The organism is Leptospira fluminis (assembly GCF_004771275.1).
Lineage (GTDB): Bacteria > Spirochaetota > Leptospiria > Leptospirales > Leptospiraceae > Leptospira_B > Leptospira_B fluminis.
This window is the reverse complement of sequence record NZ_RQEV01000008.1, coordinates 207,723-230,678: the sequence shown is the minus strand read 5'-3', so window position 1 is coordinate 230,678 and position 22,956 is coordinate 207,723. Positions and strand designations below refer to the sequence as shown.

General features: G+C 49.4%; 16 protein-coding genes. 9 read left to right on the top strand and 7 right to left on the bottom strand.

Features of this window, described 5'->3' with window-relative positions; all coding sequences use genetic code 11:
- Positions 1-80: 80 nt before the first annotated feature.
- Positions 81-2,078 (bottom strand): (E)-4-hydroxy-3-methylbut-2-enyl-diphosphate synthase, encoded by a 1,998-nt coding sequence (gene ispG, locus EHO61_RS07765; protein ID WP_135813063.1) that lies wholly within the window; start codon positions 2,076-2,078, stop codon positions 81-83.
- A 160-nt stretch (positions 2,079-2,238) separates the two neighbouring features.
- Here ispG and EHO61_RS07760 point away from each other — a divergent pair, with 160 nt between their 5' ends.
- From EHO61_RS07760 to gltB, 3 genes are all read left to right on the top strand, one after another.
- Positions 2,239-2,556 (top strand): hypothetical protein, encoded by a 318-nt coding sequence (locus EHO61_RS07760; protein ID WP_135813062.1) that lies wholly within the window; start codon positions 2,239-2,241, stop codon positions 2,554-2,556.
- A 77-nt stretch (positions 2,557-2,633) separates the two neighbouring features.
- Positions 2,634-3,914 carry a hypothetical protein gene (locus EHO61_RS07755; protein ID WP_135813061.1) on the top strand — a complete coding sequence of 427 codons (1,281 nt, stop codon included), beginning with the start codon at positions 2,634-2,636 and terminating at the stop codon, positions 3,912-3,914.
- Positions 3,915-4,268: 354 nt separating this feature from the next.
- Positions 4,269-8,756 (top strand): glutamate synthase large subunit, encoded by a 4,488-nt coding sequence (gene gltB, locus EHO61_RS07750; RefSeq protein ID WP_135813060.1) that lies wholly within the window; start codon positions 4,269-4,271, stop codon positions 8,754-8,756.
- Between the two features lie 156 nt (positions 8,757-8,912).
- Here gltB and EHO61_RS07745 read toward each other — a convergent pair whose 3' ends face one another.
- The 6 genes from EHO61_RS07745 to EHO61_RS07720 form a co-directional block, all read right to left on the bottom strand.
- On the bottom strand, positions 8,913-10,028 hold the full coding sequence (locus EHO61_RS07745) for a glycosyl transferase (RefSeq protein WP_135813059.1): 1,116 nt from the start codon (positions 10,026-10,028) through the stop codon (positions 8,913-8,915).
- A complete protein-coding gene (locus EHO61_RS07740; protein WP_135813058.1) occupies positions 10,029-10,835 on the bottom strand; it encodes a TrmH family RNA methyltransferase in 807 nt (268 codons plus the stop codon).
- Entirely contained in the window at positions 10,832-11,698 is an 867-nt protein-coding gene (locus EHO61_RS07735; RefSeq protein ID WP_135813057.1) for a class I SAM-dependent methyltransferase, read from the bottom strand. The genes EHO61_RS07740 and EHO61_RS07735 overlap by 4 nt, the downstream gene beginning before the upstream one ends.
- On the bottom strand, positions 11,695-12,981 hold the full coding sequence (locus tag EHO61_RS07730; protein ID WP_135813056.1) for a class I SAM-dependent rRNA methyltransferase: 1,287 nt from the start codon (positions 12,979-12,981) through the stop codon (positions 11,695-11,697). Before EHO61_RS07730 ends, EHO61_RS07735 begins: the two co-directional genes overlap by 4 nt.
- An 82-nt stretch (positions 12,982-13,063) precedes the next feature.
- Positions 13,064-14,353 carry a citrate synthase gene (locus EHO61_RS07725; protein ID WP_135813055.1) on the bottom strand — a complete coding sequence of 430 codons (1,290 nt, stop codon included), beginning with the start codon at positions 14,351-14,353 and terminating at the stop codon, positions 13,064-13,066.
- A 198-nt stretch (positions 14,354-14,551) separates the two neighbouring features.
- On the bottom strand, positions 14,552-16,807 hold the full coding sequence (locus EHO61_RS07720; protein ID WP_135813054.1) for a lytic transglycosylase domain-containing protein: 2,256 nt from the start codon (positions 16,805-16,807) through the stop codon (positions 14,552-14,554).
- Between the two features lie 62 nt (positions 16,808-16,869).
- Here EHO61_RS07720 and EHO61_RS07715 point away from each other — a divergent pair, with 62 nt between their 5' ends.
- From EHO61_RS07715 to cobT, 6 genes are all read left to right on the top strand, one after another.
- Entirely contained in the window at positions 16,870-18,162 is a 1,293-nt protein-coding gene (locus EHO61_RS07715; RefSeq protein WP_135813053.1) for a tetratricopeptide repeat protein, read from the top strand.
- A 45-nt stretch (positions 18,163-18,207) separates the two neighbouring features.
- On the top strand, positions 18,208-18,981 hold the full coding sequence (locus EHO61_RS07710) for a hypothetical protein (protein ID WP_135813052.1): 774 nt from the start codon (positions 18,208-18,210) through the stop codon (positions 18,979-18,981).
- 232 nt (positions 18,982-19,213) lie between these two features.
- The gene (locus EHO61_RS07705; protein WP_135813051.1) at positions 19,214-19,660 is read left to right on the top strand and encodes a bactofilin family protein; all 447 of its coding nucleotides are present in this window, start codon (positions 19,214-19,216) and stop codon (positions 19,658-19,660) included.
- A 21-nt stretch (positions 19,661-19,681) separates the two neighbouring features.
- On the top strand, positions 19,682-20,659 hold the full coding sequence (locus EHO61_RS07700) for a PdxA family dehydrogenase (protein ID WP_135813050.1): 978 nt from the start codon (positions 19,682-19,684) through the stop codon (positions 20,657-20,659).
- A complete protein-coding gene (locus EHO61_RS07695) occupies positions 20,656-21,126 on the top strand; it encodes a hypothetical protein (RefSeq protein ID WP_135813049.1) in 471 nt (156 codons plus the stop codon). The genes EHO61_RS07700 and EHO61_RS07695 overlap by 4 nt, the downstream gene beginning before the upstream one ends.
- 1 nt (position 21,127) lies before the next feature.
- The gene (cobT, locus tag EHO61_RS07690) at positions 21,128-22,906 is read left to right on the top strand and encodes a nicotinate-nucleotide--dimethylbenzimidazole phosphoribosyltransferase (protein ID WP_246032047.1); all 1,779 of its coding nucleotides are present in this window, start codon (positions 21,128-21,130) and stop codon (positions 22,904-22,906) included.
- Positions 22,907-22,956 lie beyond the last annotated feature (50 nt).

Here is a 22,956-nt window from a genome sequence, read left to right as displayed (position 1 = left end):
CGGGACTTCCTGCCGGAAAAGAACTTTTTCCCCGTCTGACGTTCGGGAACCGAATCAATTCGGTTACAATTTAGATTCGATCAGAAGGTCTCCATCGATTCCCGTTCCACCCACATTCCGGATGATTTGATCAATTCCACCAACTTTTCATCCGCTTCCTCGTAAGGCACGTTCTTGAGAACGATCTCTTTGCCTCTATAAAGATGCACTTTTCCCGGGCCCGCTCCCACATAACCGAAGTCCGCATCGGCCATTTCTCCGGGTCCGTTCACGATACAACCCATGACGGCAATCTTGACTCCTTTGAGGTGTCCCGTTCTTTCCTTGATTCTGGCCGTCGTAGATTGTAGATCGAATAGAGTTCGTCCGCAGGAAGGACAAGAAATATATTCGGTCTTCGTTAACCTCAATCGAGTCGCTTGGAGAAGGTCGAATCCGAGCTGTAGGACGCTTTCCGCTTCCGCGGAAAGAACTTGGATCCGAAGAATGTCTCCGATCCCGTCCGTCAAAAGTCCTCCGATACCGATGGAAGCGTCGTAGAGGGCCGTTTCCGCCTCCTGGAATTCTCCGTTTAAAACGATAGGATAGTCCCAGTCGCTCAGTATTTTCGCGAGTTTCCGATAATCGTGGAGGATATGCGAAGAGTGCAAGGAAAAGGCGACGGATTCGATTCCGTTCGATTGGAGCATTTCCGGCAATCCTTTGAGACTTTCGATCTGATAGGATTGGACTCGGAGCTCGGTCATTCCTCTTCCTTCCCTGGTTTTTAGGAAATCCATGAGCAGGTCGCCGTTTTGGAAATGATGGAAAGGATCCACCACAACCTTCGCAAACGGTTTTAGATCCTCCGTATCGTCCGCGTATAAGAGCTCGTTTTGCTCCACCAAAACTCCGATCGGAATCGGAGAATTGCCTGCGGCCTCTAGTAATTCTTCCCGCAAAGCAGGATCTTCGGGAAAAGGAACGGAGACGAGTTCCACATCCAAGGATAAGGTTTTTGCAAAATTTCTTAAGTTGGAGAGAGCGGAGTTGAATTCCGAAGAGGAAGAGAACGGGAGTACGGTTTCCACCCGTACAGGATGAGTTTCTCCTATCGGAACGTTCGCGACGTTTATGGGGCGACTGTAAAATCTCTGGTACGTATAAGGATTTCGGAATTCGGAATAGGTGATTCCGTCCGCTTCCGGAGGGATCTTGGAGTTGAATTTGTCCGCCAATACTCTCGCTACGGGAATTTCGTGAACCGGGTCCTCCGTCAAAGAGACTCGGATCGTATCTCCGAGTCCGTCTTCCAAAAGGGAGCCGATCCCGATCGCGGATTTGATTCTTCCGTCCTTACCGTCGCCCGCCTCGGTAACTCCTAAGTGAAGAGGGTAATCCATCTGCAGTTCCAAAAATCTACTACAAAGAAGTCTGTAGGCCTGGATCATCACCTGAGGATTCGACGCTTTCATACTGACTACGATATCCTTGTAGCCTACGCTTTCCGCAATGCGTATGAATTCCAGCGCCGATTCCACCATACCCAGGGGAGTATCCCCATACCTGTTCATAATCCGATCGGAAAGGGATCCGTGGTTGGTCCCTATTCTCATGGACACACCCAATTCCTTGCAACGGGAAACCAAAGGTAAGAAGACATCGGAGATCCTTTCGAGTTCCTCTTTGTATTCCGTGTCGGAATAATCCCGGACGGCGAATTTCTTTTTGTCGGCGAAGTTTCCCGGATTGACGCGGATCTTTTCGACCCATTCCGCACATTTTAGAGCGACGCTGGGAGTGAAATGAATATCCGCCACCAACGGTACCTTGCTTCCGAATCGTCTTAATTCTTTTCTAATATTCGGGAGGTTGTCCGCGTCAGGTTGGGAAGGAACCGTCAAACGTACGATTTCACAACCGATCTTTTCCAATTCCAGAATTTGCCTAACGGAGTTTTGCGTGTCCCGGGTATCCGCCGTGATCATGGACTGTATGCGGATCGGATTCTTTCCTCCTATGCCTATGTCTCCCACTTTCACTTCCCTGGTGCGTCGACGTTTATAGGAAAACGGAGAATAGTTGTATCGGAAATTCATAGGATAGGGGTCTCCGATAACATCCTGGAATGTCTCGGGACTTCTGTCATGTAGGATTTTGAGAGAAAAAATCCCCTGCGGATTTGAGATCGAGGGGGAGGGTTACCGATATTTTATCTGTCGGCGGCGGTTGTTAGCGAAAGAGGCCGGTTTCGGAAGCATGGTTTTTCAAGATAAGAAAGGGTACGAAGAAGAAAGGGTTTATAGAATCCGACTTACGGTCGCGATCTATCGGAATAATATCCTATCCTATAAAAACGATATCGTAGTTCCTTCGATCTATCGCAGAAGGAACGAAGCCAGATCCCATATCCGAAAAGAAGTAACGGACAGGCTGATACATTCCTCCTTTTTCCGTTCCCCCCGGCCGGACTACGACTTGGTCCGTTATTCGGAAGAGGCAAGTTGCAATACCTTCCTCAGATACCGGATCGTGAGCGCCAGCCTAAGCGGGGAAGAAATTTCCAAAACCGCCTAATCCTAGAACGATCTCTCCTTCTTAATTGTCTTGAAGTTTGACCCGGAACGGGAAAAACTTGACGGCAAATCCGTTTTATGGAAACGAAAAAGGTCATAGAGAGGAATGCGGAAGGCGAATTCGTTCTGACCGCTTACGGGGAATTCCTCAGCTACTTTCACGCCCACATCCAATTGTTCGGGAGCATCGTTTCCCAGAAGAAAATTTCGCCCAAAGAACAAGAAGCCCTAAAAGGCAAAATCAGATCCTATATCGTCGGCAATATCCAAAAGACGGATCATTTCTTCGATCAGCTTCCGCAGTTCGCGCAATTCCTAGGGATGAATACCCAGGACCTTTCCGCGTACATGAATCGGAATTTTTTAGGGACCTTAAATAAGGTCAAAACGAAACTGATCGAGCAGGAGTCTGCCGCAGAGCAGAATCCGAAAAAGAAAAAATTCGGACGGATCACCGATGAAATCATAGAAGGGCTCGGATTTATGCTTCCTAAAGGGCATAGATTCGAGCAAGAGGAAGGATTTCTCTATCTCGTGGATCTTGCCACAGGAAAGAAAACCGAAGCATTAGGCATCGCGGAGGTCGCGAGGGAAGGAGCGAAGGCGGCCGTAGCGGAAGCCAAGCCGGTGGCCGTTCCCGTGCGAAAAGGTCCGGAGATCCCGATATTGAAGGAGATCCTTTCCAAATACGGGGATGTTTTCGTAGGAACTCCCATCGTATTGAAGAAGGAGGAGTTGGAAGAGGACGATATTCCGATCCAGACCAATTCCAACGAAATCCTTTCCGACGTGGACGACCTAAATTTCGACGGAGGATTTGCGTTCGAAGAGGATTCGCCCGCTCCCGTCGAGGAGCCGGTAGTCATCGCATTTTCCCGTTATATGGAACAGGTGAACAAGGTCCGGGCATATCAAAAAGCCGGCCAATTGGAAGAATACAAGCGATGGGTCAGCACTCTTCCTGTAGAAGAAAACGCTCTCGTGCAATTGCAATCTTTCCTGTTGAAGGAATCCAAAGGGGAAGTGGTGGACTGGACCGGAGTTCTTTCGCAACTGAACGGAAGAATCGGCCTTTCCGATCCTAGATTGAGAAAGGTTTTGGAATTGGGCCGGGATTTTTTCCGGATTCGGAGCCAATTGGAATCTTCCTGGAATCGGGCCAGAACCGCCAGCCCGGCCGTTTCGGAATTGGTAAAGAGAGCCTGGCCGCATATTCTGAAGGTCATGGACGAATATCCGGACATGGGTCAGTTAAAGTTAAAGATGGACCAATTACTTTCCAGAATACCGGACGTAAGTCAGAGAAAGATCGTTTCGGACCTATTTTTTTCCCCCGTACTATCCCTCCGAAAGAATTAGAAAATTCAAATACGATTTCCGTTATTATCGAGGGAAATCCGAGATAAAGCGCTCCCGAAAGCGGGTTTTTCTGATAAGCGACATCCGAAAGGCCTCAGTCTCCCTGATTTCGATCAAGTCGGGTTGCTCGCGGGAGCCGAGGCACCTTTCAAAGAAAGCCGGACGGTAAGGGTGGCGGGAATTCCTCCAAAAAGATCGTTTTCAATATAGGCAACCGCCAATTTACTGGTCTTAGAATCGAGAAATTGCCGGAAAATTCAGCCTTCGAGCGCAAATCCGCGGCGGTACCAACGCCGAGAAATGAAATCCGCGCAACGCCCTCGAATTCATACCACCCGAAAGGAAACCTCGCGAATGTTAAAACTTGAAGAACAGTTGCGGATCCAAAAATACTTGGAGGAAAACGGTCTCTATGAGCGTTCCTTCGAGCGTGACAACTGCGGTGTAGGTTTCGTCGCTTCTTATGCGGGCGAATCCAGCCATCGTATCGTTTCAATGGGATTGAAGGCAGTCGGATGCCTGACCCATCGTGGAGCCGTAGACGCCGATATGCAGACCGGCGACGGAGCCGGAATCATGATCCGGATTCCCAAAAAACTGTTCGCGAATTATATCCAGGATATGGGTCACCGTCGCCCCGAAGAGGATTCCATAGGCGTCGGAATGGTCTTCCTTCCCCGCGAGGACATAGACAAACAGGATATCTGCCGCAGTCTCATCGAATCCGCGCTGATGAAATTCAATTTCAAACTTTACGCGTGGAGATACGTACCCGTGAATCCGGAAGTACTCGGACCGAAAGCCAACGCGTCGCGTCCTCAGATAGAGCAGGTGCTCATCGGAAAACCGGAAGGGATGTCCAACGAGGATTTCGAGACCAAGCTGTTTTTAATTCAGAAAAAAGTAATGCGTGACGCTCTGAAGCTTTCCATGAGCGAAGACTTCTATATTTGTTCGTTTTCCTCGGAGAGGATCGTGTTCAAAGGTCTCTTTAACGGGAATCAGGTGTCGCAATTTTACGAAGACCTGAAGAGCGAAGAGATGGCGTCTCCATACTGTATTTTTCACCAGCGTTATTCCACGAATACGTTTCCGAGCTGGGCTTTAGCTCAGCCGTTCCGTATTCTGGCGCATAACGGAGAGATCAATACTATCGTAGGAAACCGGATCTGGATGCTTGCCAGGGAAGAGGAATTGGAATGTGAAAAATGGGGTGAAGCCCAGAAGGAGATCCACCCGGTCATCCGTCCCCATTTGTCCGATTCCGCCAGCCTAGACAATGCGATGGAAGCGATCGTACGCTCGGGTAAAGACGTGCTCCACGCCAAAGCGATGCTTATCCCGAACGCCTGGAGTAAGAACTTCCAGATGTCCGAGGCGTTAAAATCCTTTTACGAATATAATAATACGTTAACGGAACCTTGGGACGGTCCTGCCGCCTTGGCTTTCGCCGAAGGGGACTGGGTGGGAGGAGGTCTGGATAGAAACGGACTCAGACCCGCTCGGTACGTCACTACGGAAGACGGCCTGGTGGTCATGGGTTCCGAAGTCGGACTAGTTCAGATCGACGAGGATATTATCACGAAAAAAGGGCGTCTCGGTCCGGGAGAGATGCTCGCGATAAATCTGAAGGAAGGCAAGGTTTACTTTAACGAAGATATCAATTCTCTCTTCGAGAAAAAGTACGACTATCGCGAATGGTCCAAGGAAAACGTGGAATACCTGGATCAGACGATAGACGATTCGATTACCGATGCGGTGAATTACAAAGGAGACGATCTGAGAAGAAGGCAGATCCTATTCGCGTATTCGCCCTATAAACAAAAAGCGGTGATCAAACCTCAGGCGATCGCCGGAAAAGAGGCGATCGGTTCGATGGGAGATGATACGCCCCTTTCGATTTTGATGCTTTCTCGCATCGGCTTGTATACGTATTTCCGTCAGAGATTCGCTCAGGTAACCAATCCTCCGATCGACTACCTTCGGGAAAAAGGGGTGACTTCCCTTTATACCCGTCTGATCAAAAAGATGAATCTTTTCGGAAACGAAAAACCCCAGAACTGTCTGGTACTGTCCCATCCGTATCTCACGAATCTAGGCTTACAGAGGATTCGGGAAAAGGACGGCAAACAGTACAAGATCCTGACTCTGGACGCGACTTTTGAGGCGCATCACGAGCCGGGTACGGATCACAAATATCTGGAGAGAGCCCTGGATGAATTGCTTGCAAAGGCGGTCAAAGCTGCCAACGAAGGTGTGAACATCCTGATCCTTTCCGATAAGAAATTGGATAAGGAAAGGGCGCCGATTCCGATGGAGTTGGCCGTCTCCGCCGTCCATAACCATTTGATTCGGAATAAGAAGCGCTCCACAATGAGCATCCTCGTGGAAACGGGTTCCGCTTTCGAAATTCATAATATTGCCGTCTTACTCGGGTACGGAGCTTCCGGCGTAAACAGTTATCTGATCTGGGATACCTTGTACGACCTGTGGTCAAAAGGGGATTTCGATTCGGAAGACGGTAAACGTCCGTCTCTCGCGGAACTCTGTAAGAATTACCGCGCCGGCGTGGACGACGGACTTTTAAAAGTCATGTCCAAAATGGGAATTTCCATCATGTCCTCTTATATAGGCGGACAGGTATTCGAAGCGATCGGCCTTTCTAGAACGTTGATTTCCAAGTATTTTCCGGGTACGTATTCCAGGATTTCCGGAATCGGAATCGGAGGGATCGAGCAGAATATTCTCAGGAATCACGATCAGGCCTTCAATAAGGAGATTAATCCGGAGGATTTCATTTCCGAAAAGGACGATCAACCTCACCGCTGGTCTCCGAAAGTGGTCAAGTTCATTCGAAAAGCGGCGGTGGATAACGACTACGAGGCGTTCTTGGAAGCCTCTAAAATTTTGCGAGAAAGCGATCCGATTAATATCCGGGATCTATTCGATTTCGTGGAAAGAAAAGCGGTTCCGATCGAGGAAGTGGAAACCGTTTCGGAGATACAGAAACGCTTTTTGACTCCCGGTATGAGCCACGGGGCCTTGTCGATCGAGGCACATACCGATCTTGCCGTCGCGATGAACCGCTTGGGAGCAAAATCCTCCTCCGGAGAAGGAGGGGAAAATCCCTCCCGCTTTGTGGTGGATTCCAAAGGGGACCTGGCCAATTCTTCCATCAAACAAGTGGCTTCCGGTCGTTTCGGAGTTACTTCGGAATACCTGAACTCCGCCCAAGAACTGGAAATCAAGATCGCTCAAGGGGCCAAACCGGGAGAAGGCGGTCAGTTACCTGGTAAGAAAAACAACGAGGAAATCGCTACGAACCGTCACACTCCGATGGGTATCGATTTGATTTCTCCGCCGCCACACCACGACATCTATTCCATCGAGGATTTGTCCCAGCTGATCTACGACCTCAAGCAGGCGAATCATAAGGCTCAAGTCTCGGTTAAATTGGTATCGGAGGCAGGCGTCGGCACTATCGCGGCCGGGGTCGCGAAGGCGAACGCGGACATCATTCTGATCTCCGGCCATGCCGGAGGAACAGGAGCAGCTTCCTTGACTTCCATTAAACACGCAGGGTCTCCGTGGGAACTCGGACTTTCCGAAACCCATCAAGTTCTTGTAATGAACGGATTAAGGGATCGGGTGGTTCTACGGACGGACGGAGGAATCGTTTCCGGTCGGGACGTGATCATCGCAGCGTGTTTGGGTGCGGAAGAATACGGAATCGGCACGGCCTCTCTTGTCGCTTTGGGTTGTATCATGGCCCGAAAATGTCATTTGAACAATTGTCCGACGGGGATCGCGACCCAAGATCCTAAGTTCCGCTCTAAGTACAAAGGATCTCCGGATCAGGTCGCGAACTTAATGACTCTGCTTGCGATGGAAGTAAGGGAATATCTCGCAAAATTGGGATTCCGCTCCATGGACGAGATCATCGGTCGTACGGATCTTCTGAAACAGATCACCCGTTACGAGCAGGATCGATTGGATTCTCTGGATTTGAATCCGATTCTGGTTCGGCTTCCTCTACTTTACGATTCCATAAAGAAAAAGAACCGCATGGAAAGAAGAGAGCCGGTGGGCGAGGTGCTGGACGATCGGATCATCAAGGACGCGGAACCTGCTCTGGAGGGAAAAACCTCTATGTCTCTTTCTTATTCGGTCCGAAATACGAACCGGACAGTCGGAGCTAAAATATCCGGTTTGATTTCCAAGAAATACGGGTCCAAAGGATTGCCCGGAAAACTGGAAGTGATTTTGGAAGGTACCGCCGGTCAATCTTTGGGTGCATGGTTGGCCAAGGGAGTCCAACTCACTCTCCACGGAGACGCGAACGACTACGTGGGTAAAGGACTTTGCGGAGGAACCATCGTAGTACGGAAACACCGTCGGTCCAAATTGAAGGCGTACGAAAACGTGATCATCGGCAATACCTGCCTGTATGGTGCGACTTCCGGAAAGCTGTTTTGCTCGGGACGTGCCGGAGAAAGGTTCGGAGTTCGGAACTCCGGTGCGGATGCGGTGGTCGGTGGAGCCGGAGATCACTTCTTGGAATACATGACTAGCGGAACCGTCGTATGTTTGGGACCGGTAGGTAAGAACATGGGCGCCGGGATGACCGGTGGTAAGGCCTACTTCCTCCAGAAAGGCTGGGAACTCGAACCTTTGCTGAACAAGGAATACGTGAAAATCGTGGAACTGGAGCACGAGGATACTGATGCGATCAAATCCTTGATCACGGAGCATACGAAATTGACGGGTTCGGAATTGTCGGACGAGATTCTAAAGAACTGGGATGCTTCGAAGAAGTATTTCGTGAAAGTGGTTCCGAAGTAAGATGGGTCTCCCCGCCCTTCCTGGGCGGGGGCCGGTGCGGTGGTACCCTTCGAAGTCCGTATCACAAAGCCTTACACTCGGCAAGCGTTTTTATCGGGTCTTTTCTTGTGGGAGCTCCTGCAGGAAGGACGATCGAGTTTCCCAGTGCTGACTGCGCTAACAGATCAGTTCTTCGATCGATTGGAGAATCTCTTCCGTCCCGCTTCTTTGCAATCTTGGATCTCCGATCGGAACGGCGGCTTCCGCCTGTTCCCGAGCTTCTTTCCATCGAAAAGAGTATAAATGGTCATGGTCGATATAAGAGGATTTGAAACTGTTTTCCAGCGCCTTCACCAAATAAGGATATTCTGGAAAATCTCCTCGGTCCGTATAGAGCACCGGAGTTCCCGCCAAAAAGGATTCGCTTAATATTCCGTAACCCGGTTTAGTCAGTACGAAATCGCAAGCGGCTATAAGGTCCGGATAATGGCAGGGAGGAACGGAAACGACTCCGAGAGAATTCGGGGCCGGACCCTTTAGCTCCGTTCCGCTGGTAACGATTCTTTCTTTTGCGGGATTCCAATCCTTCCAGCGGAAACGTCCCGGTTCTATCCCGTACGCCCCGAAGGAAAAAAGATAATAGAGTACGTCTTTTTCAAAACCGAATTGCAATCGGGCCGCCTCTTTGGAAAGCCCCGGCTTTCTTCCCAAGAGTCCGATTTCCCGAGTTTTGGGTAGGCAGGAAATAGGGCACGAAAAGGGAAGGATCAGGCCCAGATCGCAAAAAGAATATTCCCGTCGTATCTCCTCTGCAAAGGAGTCTAACGTATGTTTTTTATAATGGGAATAAATAAAGTCCCAGGTAAAATTCCCGAGAAAGACGGATCGAATCCCTAATTCCGAAGATAACACAAAGGGAAGGGAGGAAGCATCCGACCAAAGTAGATCGAATTTTTCCGCTTTTACGAATCGGATTTCCTTTTCTAACCACTCGGATTTTGAGTCGCGAAAGTTCCGAATTTCCGCTTCCGTGGCTTCCAAATCCATCCCTAAAGAATCTTTCTGCACTATGCCTACGTCCGTTTTGGCCTTTCTGAAAACGATCCTTTCCCGAGAGGCGATCCAATTGGGATTCTTTACGAGAGTTCGGGAAAATTCCTCCGCTCTTTCCGAGACGATCGTCGCAGACCATTCGGGTCGGGTCGAAAGAAGGAACGTGATCGCTTCCAGACTACGACTGATATGTCCGAATCCGTGGCTGCCTACGTATGCAAGGATACGAATTTTCGCCATTTAGAGATTCTGCCTTAAGACTTCGTACATTAAGATTCCTGCAGACATTGCCAAGTTCAGACTGTCGGCCTTACCGTTCATCGGGAGGGAAGTTGATAGGTCGCAATTCGAGCGGGCAAATTCGCTTAACCCGTATTGTTCACTCCCGAATACCAACGCTATTCTTCCCTTGAGATCCGTATTCCAGTAGATAGTTTCCGCTTCCGGCGTGACCGATATCGTCTTGTAGCCGGAGTTCTTTAAGAAAGGGATGGATCTTTCTATCGTCGTTTGAAATACGTTAAGAGTAAACAAGGTCCCGGTAGAGGAGCGGATCACGTTCGGATTCAGAAGATCCAATCTAGGATCCGCCACCAAGACAGTATCGAATCCGGCACCTTCGGCAGTTCTCAGAATGGTCCCTAAATTTCCGGGCTTTTCGACTCCTTCTATCACCAGCACGCGAGAACCGGTCAAAGTCAGATTTTCCGGAAGGGAGAAATCCGGTAGAAAGGCGGTGGCTATCAATCCGTCGGGTCTGTCCCGATAGGAAATTTTCTCGAAGATTTGCTTGGGGACGATGATCGTTTTGGCTTGCAAGGATTCGACTAACTCGTCCTCGTTTTCTCCCAAGTAACAATCGGGACAAGTGAGGATGTATTCGAACTTCAACTTCCCGGAAGCCTTTGCACGAGAGATTTCCCTGTATCCTTCCAGAAAAAAAGCGTCCGCTTTTTCCCGATTCTTTTTTTCCTTCAGGCCGGAGATGTACTTTAGCTTCTCGTTGGAAAAGCTGGTGATCTCCAAGTAATATCGTTTTCCCGTCAAAGCTCCAGCCTCTTGGAATAAAAAATGCAATTGGATCCTGCGGGGTAGGACCTGCCGGCGGTTTCCGGTATAGACAATTCCTCCGTAAGATACGAACCTTCGTTTCGGACCCTACCTTCCAGGATCCTTCTCAAAGCAAGAGGGCTGAACCCGGTAGAATGACAGGTGAGTACCACGAATTCGGGTTTTCCATCGCAGAGTTGCATCAATAGATCCATCATCTCCGGAAGATCCCGTTCGATTTTGAAGACTTCTCCACTAGCTCCTCTTCCGAACGTAGGAGGATCCAAAATGAATCCAAGGTATCTTTTTTTTCTCCGGATTTCTCTTCCTAAAAATTTGATCACGTCTTCCACCATCCAGCGGACTTTCTTATCGGCCAGATTGGAGGCTTCCGCGTTTTCCCGCGCCCAATCCACCATCCCTTTAGACGCGTCCAGGTGGCAGGCATTCGTTCCGCCGGAGAGAGCGGACAAGGTGGACAAGCCGGAGTAGGCGAACAAATTCAATACTTCTCCTTCACCGGAAAGTTGGGAAGAGAGAAGTCGAATTCGATTCCAATTTTCCATTTGTTCGGGAAATAGCCCGAGGTGTCCGAAAGGAGTAAAACGGATCTTTATCGTAAGAGGCCCCACTTCGATATAGAATTCCTCTTCCGGGCGAATGTTCCACTTCCAGTTGCCTCCGCCCTTGTCGTTCCTGTGGTATTCTCCGTCGGCGTCCTTCCAAAGCGCGGGTTTTGTGGGCGGCCAGGCGCTAACGGGGGAAGGGCGGACGATCTTATAAGCGCCGATACGTTCCAGTTTTTTGAAATGGCCGGAATCCAAAAGTTCATACGTTCCGCTAAAAACGTTTCGTTTCATTTTTCTTTCTCGAGTCGTGCTATCGGATTCATTTCCAGATAGAGATGGACCTTAAAGTATTTGCCTTCCGGAAATTCCCGCAAGACGGGATGGTCCGCTTCGGGAGGAAGACGAACCATAGATCCGTACTTCCATCCTCGGGAACGGATCGTTTCCCGGCCAATCTTTTCAAATTCCGAGTCGGAGATCCTTCCGGAACAGGATAACAGAACCAAAACCCCTCCCGGTTGCAACCTCTCTAGACTTTTGGAAATCAGGCTTTTATAAGCTTTTTTTGCGGAAGGAAGGGCAGCCTGGTTCGGGGCTAAGTTGGGTGGATCCAGAACCACGAGTCCGAATTTTCGGTCTCCTAAAAAATTCCAATCCCGAAACAGATCGGAGCGAATCAGCTCGTGGTTCCGAAGGAAAACGGACCGGTTTTTCTCCCGAAATTCCCCTTGCAAAGTATCTTCCGTTAATTGGGAAGCGAATTCCTCTAAGACATCTTCCGAGCCGTCTATGGAAGTCACGGACAAGGCCCCTGCTTGTTCCATGCATAAGGATGTGAAACCGGTATGGCAGAATAAGTGAAGGCAATGTTTGTTTCGAGAGAGGCTCTCGTTTTCCAAAAGATAAGAGCGGAGATTCCGAACATCCAGGAAGAAACTTCCTTTTTGGCCCGGAATCTTTGCGGCGAATCGGAGGTCTTTCAGGCGGACGGCCTCTCGGATCGGAAGCGGGCAATTTCCTCGTAGGAACCTCGTCTTTACGGATTCCCCTTCTCCCATTCTTTGCGGAGACACCAATAGGATCCTAAGAGGAAGAGCGGACGGATTTTCGGAAGCGATCGAAAACAGAATTCGAACAGCCAACCTTGCGAGTCCATACAGACCCTTGGAATACGTTTGCACGACCCAAGTCTTCGCATATTTGTCCACGGTGATTCCGGGGATTTTGTCGTTTTCTCCGTGCAAAAGTCTATAGGCATCCGTGGTGTCTTCGAGGCTCTTTCGTTTTTCGAAAGCATCGGCGATCGTTTTCCGGAGAGTTTCGAGTGAAAATTCGGGCCCGCGTTGCAGGATTCGAATAGCAATCGGCCCCCTAGAGGAATAGATTCCGTAACCGATAACCTCGTTTTTTCCGGAAACCAACCTGAGCCGATCTCCCTCCCGAAAAACGGAGGCGGCCGAGGATACGTTTCCTCTTAAAATCCAAGGATGGCCGGATTTCAGGATCGCTTCGGAACTTTTATTGAGTTGGTAGCGACGCGCTTTACGAAAATTTTGCGGGAGTTGTTGAGACAAATCGTTTGCGGAGTTGGGAAAGCCAATCCCCGAGTTTGCACCCGGGGATTGGGGAAAGAAAGTTTCCTAGGCAAAGAAGAGGTTAGGACTTCTTCTTTGCGTCGTCGTAGGAGGTATCCGTAGTTCCGGTATAGATCTGTCTAGGACGACCGATCTTCATATCGGGGGACTCTATCATTTCCTTCCACTGGGCGATCCAGCCGGGAAGACGTCCCATCGCGAACATTACGGTGAACATATTCACCGGAATGCCGAGAGCGCGATAAATGATCCCGCTGTAAAAGTCCACGTTCGGATAGAGTTTTCTTTCCACGAAGTACGGATCGTTGAGTGCCGCTTCCTCCAATTCCTTCGCGATGTCCAAGAGAGCATCCTTGACTCCTAAACGGGAAAGCACCGAGTCGCAAGCTTTCTTGATGATCTTGGCTCGGGGATCGAAGTTTTTATAAACACGGTGTCCGAATCCGGAAAGGCGGAAGGCGTCGTTTTTGTCCTTGGCCTTCTCCACGATTTTTTTCACAGGCAGTCCGGAGGCTTGGATTTCCAAAAGCATTTCCAGAACTTCCTGGTTGGCTCCACCGTGACGAGGGCCCCAAAGCGCGCAGATTCCTGCGGAGATAGCTCCGTAGAGATTCGCCAAGGAGGATCCCACGAGTCGTACCGTGGAAGTGGAACAGTTTTGCTCGTGGTCCGCGTGTAGGATCAAGAGTAGATTCAGAGCCTTTACGATTTCAGGATCGATGTAATATTCCTCGCTAGGAACGGAGAACATCATGTTCAGAAAGTTCGCGCAATAATCCAGATGGTTCAGCGGATGGATGGTCGGTTGCCCCAGGGATTTTTTATAAGCGAAGGCCGCGATGGTCGGGAACTTCGCTAAGAGGCGAATCATGGAAATATGTCTGTGTTCCGGGTTTTCCGGATCGTAGGAATCCTGGTAATATGTGGAGAGAGAACCGATCATAGAGGACATGATCGCCATCGGATGTCCGTCTTTGGGAAATCCGTTGTACAGTCGTTTCAGATCCTCGTGGATCAGAGTGTGCATGGTCAGTTCTTGGTTCCATTTCTGCAATTCCGCTTCGTTGGGGAGATGACCGTAGATCAAAAGATAAGCCACTTCCGTAAACGTGGACTTTTCCGCGAGTTGTTCGATCGGAATCCCGCGATAACGTAAAATTCCCAGTTCTCCGTCCAGGAAGGTCACCGCACTGGTACAGGCACCCGTATTCAAGTAGCCATTATCCAGGGTGATATAACCGGTTTGCTGTCTGAGTTTGGATATATCGATCGCTTTCTCGTTTTCCGTCCCGACGATGATGGGAAGTTCATATTCCTTTCCGTCGATCTTGAGGATTGCGGTGTTTGCCATTTTTTTCTCCTGGGATATTTGTCTCTAACTACGATCTCCGAGTGAATTTCCCGTCGAAGTTCGCGAAAAAAAACGGGGCTCGGGTTCGATTTTCCGTGGGCAAGATATAAGACCTGTCTCGCTTCGAAACTTTCCGCAAGTACTATCCTATGGATCTGAAATTCTAGACAATCCAAAAAGAGAGGGAAAAGCCGGAGTTCAGCGGTTTTTATACAATCTCAAGTTTTGGTAATTGTAATAGTTCGAAGTAACGATTCTGCAATAGTCGCGAGGTTCCTTTACCGGAAGTTCCTCCAAAAAATGGTTAAAATCTCCCCTGTAATGATTGCGTTTCCATTTTCTCAGGTTTCCCGGGCCGCCGTTATATGCGATGGAGGCCCATTTCAGATCGTTTTGATTGGAGGATAAAAGATATTTCAGGAACCTTGCTCCCATCTGGATCGAAATTTCCGGATCGAATAGGGAGTAGGGTCCCAAGCCCAGTCCTTGGGCAAGTCCTTTTCCCGTCGAACCCATGATCTGCATGAGTCCTCTCGCATTGGAAACGGAGACGGCGTTTTCCTTAAAAAAGGATTCCTGTCGCATCACCGCATAGACGATATCCTCTTCTATTCCGAAGGATTGGGAATATTTAGCCACAAGATCCCTGTGAGGGCGAGGGTAAATCCGGGAGGAGAGTTTCGCCGGGAGTAAGATCACGTCGTCCGGAATCCGACGTTTTTTCATCAGATTTCTGGTATGGTACACGGTTAGGTATTGGTTTCCGGTCAGTTCTCCCAACGCGGCGAGGATTTCTTCTTTTTCGTCTTCTCCCGTTCCGTTCTGCGATTTGTATTTCTCCACGAGGGAATACGCGTAGGCCATCTCTCCGATTTCCAGATATTCTTTCGCACTCTGCAAAAGATGATTCCCGCGGATTCTACTTAGCGCGGAATCGATCCGCACATCCAACTGGAACGCGTCTGAAAAATAGGCGAATTCCAGATCCCGTCCCATGATTTTTCCAGCGTAGGCAGGATCCCCCGCCGTCAAGGAAAGATATTCGAAAAGGCTCTCCTTATTTCGGAGGGGATTTTCCGGCATAGCCAAAGAGGATATCTCCGGGGAAAATTCTTCGCGTATCACTCTCGTATAATAGGAGCCGGGAATGAGAGGGTAATAGGATTTCAACCAACCGCGGAGCTCCTCGGTTCTACCTAAACGCTTCAGGTTGCGTAGGTGCCAATAGACCAATCTCCCTTTGACGGGTAGGTTCGGAATCCTACGCAAGGCTTCTTTCCAGTACGAATCCCCCAGAAAATGCTTTTGGTCTCCGGTGATGAGATCGATCAATTCGTCCTGTCTAGTCAGGTTGTACGGGTTGCGTTCCAAAGAGGAAAGAAGTCGGAAAAAATACCTGTCCTGGTTTCCGAGTTTTTTGTAGGCCCGGGCATACGCATATTCCACTTCGTCCGTGGCAGCCGGATCTACGTTCTCCAAGATTTTCAGAGCCTGCACTCCTAAGTTTTGGTTGGAAACTTCCCTGGAAATTGCGGCGGTAAAATCCGGATTGGATTGGGCAAACGTCCTGTGCCTTGCCAGGAAAGGCGCGGCCTTTTCAGGGTGGAACTGCGCGATCATTCTCGCCGCGGTTTTAAAACTTTCCGGTTTTTGGAAAGTTACGGAAGCGAAATCCCCGTGAGAGGACAAAAAGGATTTTCGGTCTCCGGTAGAAAGAAAGGGAAGAAAATGTACCGCGGTCTCGATGGAAAGGGAACGATAAAATCCGTCCCCCTTCCAGGTTTTGAGGTCCGTTAGGATGTCCTTCTTGGTGTAGGAAGGAACGTAAGGGTCCTCCACCAAGGAATAAAACAAGGCTTCCGATTTTTGGACCTCTCCCGATTTATAAAGAACTTTCCCGTAACGGTACTTCGCCATGGGGCCGAAATATTCCGTCCTCTCCTGCTCGGAAAAGGATTCCGCGTACTCTTTGGCCTCCTTGAATTGGCTCGCTTCGTATTGGACTCTGAGAATTTCGGAAATCGTATTTCGGTAGATCGGATCGTAACTCTTCGGAAATTTTTTCAAATAGGAAACGAATTCGGAAGGAGAAAGGCTTCTTCTCTTCACCATTTCCTCGTAGAGTTTCCAATAGGTCACTTTCGTAATCGCGCTCGTGGATGGGAGAGGGTTGGCGATCAGTTCCAGGAGATCGTCCTTGCTTACGCTCGCCACCATTCTTCCTTTTAATAGGGATACCAAATACCGCAACCTGGCGTGCTCTTCGCCGTCCGGGTGGCTTTCATGAAAGCGGACCATCGCGAAGACTTCGGACTCCGTGCTAGGATGCCTTTCCCGAAAGATCCTCCTGATTTTTTCCAGACTATAGGATTTGGTCAGGTATTTTACGTCGTCGTTCCCCCGGAGGCTGCCGACAACTAGTAGCAGGGGAACTGCAAAGAGGATCTTTTTCATGCTATCTTTCAGTCTTTCCTAGGTTAACGTAGCTTCAACTCCAAAAAAGGGATCGGACGGACATGCAGGTTTCAATTTCACAGACGGAATGGCCCGAAATCACTCTCGGCCGTCCTGCGCCGACGCCGGAGCGACAAAACGCTTCCTCTTCCAAACCTTCCTCCGAAGTACTGAGGCTGAAGACCAAGATTCTGGAGAATTATAGCGGAAGCATCCTCACTCACCTGAAGCCTTCGGACTGTTTTCGTTCCGACCTATTCGGAGGTTTCCGATTTCTTTCCCCCCGCACGAATTGGATCCGAGAGGAAGGGATCACGGAGAGGGAAGAGAAACTTCTCCGCCTTTTTTTCGAGGAACTTTTGGAGGAGTTGGAAGGGCACGAAATCTGGGACGGCGAATTGTTTTCCCTCTGTTCGGCGTTTTTATTATGCGAAGAAAGATTACAAGATTACGGAAAACTGTTGGATTCCTTTTCGGCGGATCTTCCCGAAGCCAAGGACGGCCGGACTCTACTGTATTTTTTGGGATTCTCCGCACAAACTCCGGAGCAAATGCCGGAGGAAACGGAGGACAAGGTCCGACTGGTTTCCGCCCACAAAACTTCCGGACTTTCGGAAGAGCAAAAATTCCGGCTCTATGACCTGGTCGTTTCGGGAAAAGAGCCGAATCTTCTAGGACTCGCCTACCATTATTTCAGAACGAACCCGAGCGGACTCAGAAGCGTGACGGTGTTAGACGCCATGCTTTCCAGAAGATTGCAGGAATTCGAATTGGGGGAAGTGGATTCCTTCCTGAAGGACTACGAAACCAGGCATTCCATCCGCGACCGGTTTTTCCTACTGAAGCGCAGCATATCCAGGGATCTTTTGAAAGATTGGATCCTGGAGGAAAAAAGAAGGAACGGAAGAGAGGAACTCTCCGAATCCCTAAGAGAGACGGTCTCCGGATCGGAGGATGAAAGTCTTTTTGAAAGATACAAGATCCTGAAAGAGCAGGGACTCGCCCATACATTACGTCCTTTCGAGTTGCTGCTTCTCTGGAACTCCACCGCAGCATCGGAGCTGGAGGTTAGTTTGGTCGACCTGGAAAAGTTGTATCCCGATTCTTATCTTACCCATAGGGCGATCGCGGTAAAGGAATTCAAGGAGAGAAAATTCGACGCTTTTCTGGATCGACTCGCCCGGACCGGAAGGTTCCAATACTCTTCCGAAATGCTCTATCTAAAGGCGGTCACCTTACTCGAAATCGGAATGGCCGAGGAAGGAACGAAATTATTGGAGTCCCTGGTCTACAAGTTTCCGGACTCCGACTTTCTGAGATTGGCGCTGGAGAGATATAGGAAGAAGTCCGGGTAATCTACTTGCAATCGGACCCGATCCGGTTAGAATCCAAGGAAAACTATGGCCGTCATCACTCAAGAACAGATCCTGGAATTGCAGCGTTATCAAAAGATGATCAACCAGTTGGAAAAGATTCTTAGGCTCTCCAAAAACGACGAGCAGAAATACAGAGTCAGTCGGGATCTGGACAAGTACCGGAATAGGATGCGGGAAATTTCTCCGGAAGGAATTCCGGACAACTTGGAAACCGCCGCCGAGCAGATCCGCTTGTACAGGGAAAATCCGGACGCAGCCGGAAGGCTCTTGGCAAAATATCCGGTGATGAAGATTTCCCCAAATTCCAACGATACCGAAGTCAATCAGATCGGAACTTGGATCAACGTCCTGGACCGGGAATACCTTCCGATATTAAACGAAATGCATATCAAATTCGATTTTTCCCACGGAAACGAAAAGGACGGCGTGGTAAAACACATGGAAAATATCCGTAGGAACATCAAGGTGCTTACGGAAACCATAGAAGAATACCAGGCCGCGGAAAAGCAGGAGTTCCGGGAGCAGTTGAGTCGGATGAAGAACAAGCAGACTCGGATTTTTATCGCCGAGGCTTTCGAAATGTTCCAAAAATTTAACGAATTTCTGAACAAGGTTTTGGACGGACTGAAGGCGGGCGGGGGAATCATCATGAACGTGGAGGACAAGATCTCTTTCAATCCTCGCTTCGAAAAGGCCACGGAATTGGAAGGATTTGCGATTCCGAAAGCGTTAGGGGAGTTTCGGGATTTCACCGCCGAAGTCTTGGACCGCATCAACGTTCCGAATATCAAACATTAAGATCGGAAAGAGGGAGGGGGAAAGCCTTCCCCCTCGGAAAAGCCCGGGGGTCTTTTCCGACCCCCTTCTCCGGGGCGACCTTTTCGTTTCCGTCAGCCCCGGACCCCGAGTTACACTCTTCCAAAAAACCCTGGGTCCGTTTAAAAATTCCTTTCCGGAACAAATAGGACTTATACTTTGTGCTTACATCCGAACCGCTCAGCGATTCGGAATCTTATAGGATTCAATATTCATGGCACTTGTTAAGAACTCTTCCGAAGTAACCAATTCCACGATCGGCGAAAACTCTTATTTTAGCGGGAAATTCTTTATCAACGGATCTTTAAAGATAGACGGAAAGTTCGAAGGAAAATCCCTCCAAGCCGAGCAGTTGTACATCGGAGTTTCCGGAAAAGTCAAAACGAATATCACCGCGGCCAGTGTCATCGTCGAAGGGATCGTGATCGGAAACATCACCGCGAGAAACCGGGTCATGCTTCTCCCCACCAGCTTGATTTTGGGGGACATCCGCACTCCGGAATTGATCATCCAGAACGGAGTGACTTTGGAAGGCCGTTGCATGATTTCCAGCGATCTGAAACATTCCAACAAGGAAAGGATCGAATTGGAATATTCCAAAGATTCTCTCAGCCTGGAAAAACTCTTCGGCAAACAAGGGGCCGGGGCAAAGGAAGCCTAATCTTCCGGGACCGAAAGGGCCTTGGACCGCATTCTCATCACCGAAGGAGATCCTTGCGGGGTCGGGCCCGAACTTCTGACGGCCGCCAAGGCCAAGTTAAAATCCCTCGCGACAAAGTTTTCCGTTTTACTCATCCATTCCGGTGTTTTTCCTCCCGCAAAGAACTGGAAGGAAGTCTCCGATCTCAGCCAGACGAGCGCCCCCGGATTGTACTCCTGGAAGACTCATGCCTTGACTTCCGAACAAATTGCCGGATTGAAGCCGGGATCTCCGTCGGAGGTATCGGGTAGGGCGGCTTATTCGAGTCTGGTAGAGGCGATCCGAATCCAAAAAGAAGCGGGCGGAAACCTGGTCACTCTCCCTTTGAGTAAGGAATGGGTGCTCAAGGCCGGGGTCAAGGGTTTTCGGGGTCATACGGAAACACTTGCGGAGCAGTACGATACGAGAACGTACATGCTGATGGCCGGAAGGGAATGGAGCGTTCTACCTTTAACGACTCACGTACCTCTTGTGGAAGTCCCTTTCTACTTGAAAAAAATTCATCTTCCCAGTTTCATCTCCGCTATCCGTTCCGCTCCAGTTTCCAAGGGAAAGCCCATCGCGTTTTTAGGATTGAACCCGCACGCGGGAGAAGGCGGAAAGATCGGAAAGGAAGAAAAGGAAATTCTGGAGCCCATGATTTCTTCTCTACAAAAGGCGGGGTTGGAGGTAATCGGACCTCTCTCCGCCGACGGCGCATTCGCCGAACCTTCCCGGAGCCGATTTTCCCTTTTTCTTGCATGCTACCACGACCAAGGATTGATTCCCTTTAAAATGTGGGAGGGGAAACATGGAGTCAATCTGACCTTAGGGTTGGATTTTTTACGGGTCTCACCGGATCACGGCACCGCTTTCGATATCGCCGGAAAAGGAAAGGCGGACCCGGAAAGTTTTTACCATTGTCTGGATTGGGTCTCCGGTAGGTTGCCTAAACCGGATCAGAGTCGGAGACACAAATGATTTTTTTTGCCCAAACCAATTCCGCCGGCCTGCTGGAGCAGATCGTCTTTCCTCTTTTCTTATTATGGTTCGTGGGTCTGACTCTGGTTCTGTTGCGGAACGATATCGAAGTCATCTGGAAGGTCGCGATCTTTTTCGTTTTCGTCTTTTACTTCTTTCAATTCTTTCCGGAACTCAAGGAATCCTACGAACGATTGACTAGATCCTATCCGGCGGAAATCCTGAATTGGGTTTACGGAATCCCGCGGGCATTTTATTTCTTTCTACTTTTCTTTTGGCCGATCGCAGTATTTCGGATGTTTTATTCCGCTTCTCCTTTCTTGGCGAATTCCACCGCCAAAGTGTTGTTGGGTTTTACTCTCGTGTATTGGATTCTATTCTTGGGATACCACCAGTTCTCGGTACCGATAGACGAATTTCTGAAAACGAAGTTCGTCGATTGGATTACCGTGGTCCCTCCGAAGTGATATGCTTTTTATCCGAAAGGAAAAAGATGACGGAATGCGACCGGAAAAATGGGAAGCGCACAATTCCGAAGAACCTAAATTCACTCGGGAGGAAAAGGAGGGTCTTTATAAGGCCATCCACACTCGGAGAGATATCCGCAGTTATTTGAGCGATCCGATCGACGACGAGGTTCTTTTCCGACTATTGAACGCGGCCCATCACGCACCGTCCGTCGGTTTTACCCAACCTTGGAATTTTCTGCTCATCCGCGAGAATTCCGTAAAAAAAGCATTTTATGATCATTTCGTCTCCGTAAACGAAGCCGCTTCCAGGAACTACGAAGGAGATCGGAAACTAAAATACAATTCCTTAAAATTGCAGGGCATTCTGGACGCCCCGGTCAGCATTTTGTTTACCTGCGATCGGAATCGGGATCCGGAGAACCTTCTCGGTAGAAGTACGAACCGAAATACGGATCTCTATAGCGCGTGTTTGGCGGTGCAGAATTTCTGGCTCGCGGCTCAAGCCGAAGGATTGGGCGCCGGATGGATGAGCATCTTCGAGCCGGAATTCATAAAGAAATTACTGGAAATACCGGAAACGGTGGAGCCGATCGCTCTCATGACTTTAGGTAAACCTGTATGGGTTCCGAGAAGTCCGATTCTAGAGACGGTGGGGTGGAAGGCGAGGCAGAATTTATCCGATCTTGTTTACGAAAATCGATGGGGAGTCTCCGCTCACTTATCCTCCGATCAGGGGCCTAAGGATCGGATTCTCCCGGATCCCGATACGCTTAAGCGGAGAATGGATTCCCTGACGAAACCCGTAGGATCTCTCGGCGTTTTAGAGGATTATGTATTGAAGATATGTAATATTCAAAAAACTTCAAGACCAGTTTTCGATCGGAAAGCGATCCTTCTTTTCGCGGGGGATCACGGTATCGCTGAGGAAGGAGTCAGCGCTTATAACCGACATGTCACGGCTCAGATGACGTATATGTTTTTGTCGGGAGGTGCAGCGATCAATTCGCTTTGTCGGGGAAACGGCATAGATCTCCGTTTGAACGATTTGGGAGTGGACCATGATTTCGGAGATACCGTCGGATTGAATCATGCGAAAATCCGCAGAGGTTCCAGAAACTTTCTAAAAGAGCCGGCAATGACGGAAGAAGAGACTGAACTTGCGATCGAATCCGGAAGGCAGAGCGTCAGAAAGCTCGAAAATCGGTACGGCTTACTCGGAATCGGGGAAATGGGAATCGGCAATACAACTTCCGCAGCGGCGATCGTCTGTTCCATTCTCGGAAAGTCCCCGGAGGAATGCGTGGGCGTCGGAACGGGAATCGGACGGTCCACATTGGAAAAAAAAATCCGAGTCATCACGCGGGGCCTGGAAAAATACGCGGATCTTCCTCGGAACGAATGGAATTCTCTCGTCTGTTTCGGAGGATATGAAATCGCCGCTATGGTAGGAGCGATAGAAGAGGCTGTACGTTGCGGGATTCCGTTAATTTTAGACGGCATGATCACCGGAGCCGCAGCTCTGATCGCGTTCCGCAGAAATCCCGAAGTCGTTTCCGGTTGTATTGCCGGACATATTTCTTCCGAGCCGGCTCACAAATGGATTCTGGAGGAGTTGGGTTTAAGACCCGTACTGGATCTGAATCTTGCATTGGGAGAGGGTTCCGGAGCTGCTTTGGCCATGGGAATTCTAGAGTCCGGTTGCAGGATGTTCGCCGAGATGAAGACGTTCGAAGAGGCGAATATCCGCTTTGCTAAAAACGAAACCTCCCTTTTTTGATTTTTGCCAGCTTTATACGACTGCAATCTTGTACGGATGTTTTGCGTAGT

Coding starts and splice junctions, on each gene's coding strand:
- ispG (WP_135813063.1), bottom strand. CDS start 2,078: ATGAATTTCCGATACAACTATTCTCCGTTTTCCTATAAACGTCGACGC.
- EHO61_RS07760 (WP_135813062.1), top strand. CDS start 2,239: ATGGTTTTTCAAGATAAGAAAGGGTACGAAGAAGAAAGGGTTTATAGA.
- EHO61_RS07755 (WP_135813061.1), top strand. CDS start 2,634: ATGGAAACGAAAAAGGTCATAGAGAGGAATGCGGAAGGCGAATTCGTT.
- gltB (WP_135813060.1), top strand. CDS start 4,269: ATGTTAAAACTTGAAGAACAGTTGCGGATCCAAAAATACTTGGAGGAA.
- EHO61_RS07745 (WP_135813059.1), bottom strand. CDS start 10,028: ATGGCGAAAATTCGTATCCTTGCATACGTAGGCAGCCACGGATTCGGA.
- EHO61_RS07735 (WP_135813057.1), bottom strand. CDS start 11,698: ATGAAACGAAACGTTTTTAGCGGAACGTATGAACTTTTGGATTCCGGC.
- EHO61_RS07725 (WP_135813055.1), bottom strand. CDS start 14,353: ATGGCAAACACCGCAATCCTCAAGATCGACGGAAAGGAATATGAACTT.
- EHO61_RS07720 (WP_135813054.1), bottom strand. CDS start 16,807: ATGAAAAAGATCCTCTTTGCAGTTCCCCTGCTACTAGTTGTCGGCAGC.
- EHO61_RS07715 (WP_135813053.1), top strand. CDS start 16,870: ATGCAGGTTTCAATTTCACAGACGGAATGGCCCGAAATCACTCTCGGC.
- EHO61_RS07710 (WP_135813052.1), top strand. CDS start 18,208: ATGGCCGTCATCACTCAAGAACAGATCCTGGAATTGCAGCGTTATCAA.
- EHO61_RS07705 (WP_135813051.1), top strand. CDS start 19,214: ATGGCACTTGTTAAGAACTCTTCCGAAGTAACCAATTCCACGATCGGC.
- EHO61_RS07695 (WP_135813049.1), top strand. CDS start 20,656: ATGATTTTTTTTGCCCAAACCAATTCCGCCGGCCTGCTGGAGCAGATC.
- cobT (WP_246032047.1), top strand. CDS start 21,128: ATGCTTTTTATCCGAAAGGAAAAAGATGACGGAATGCGACCGGAAAAA.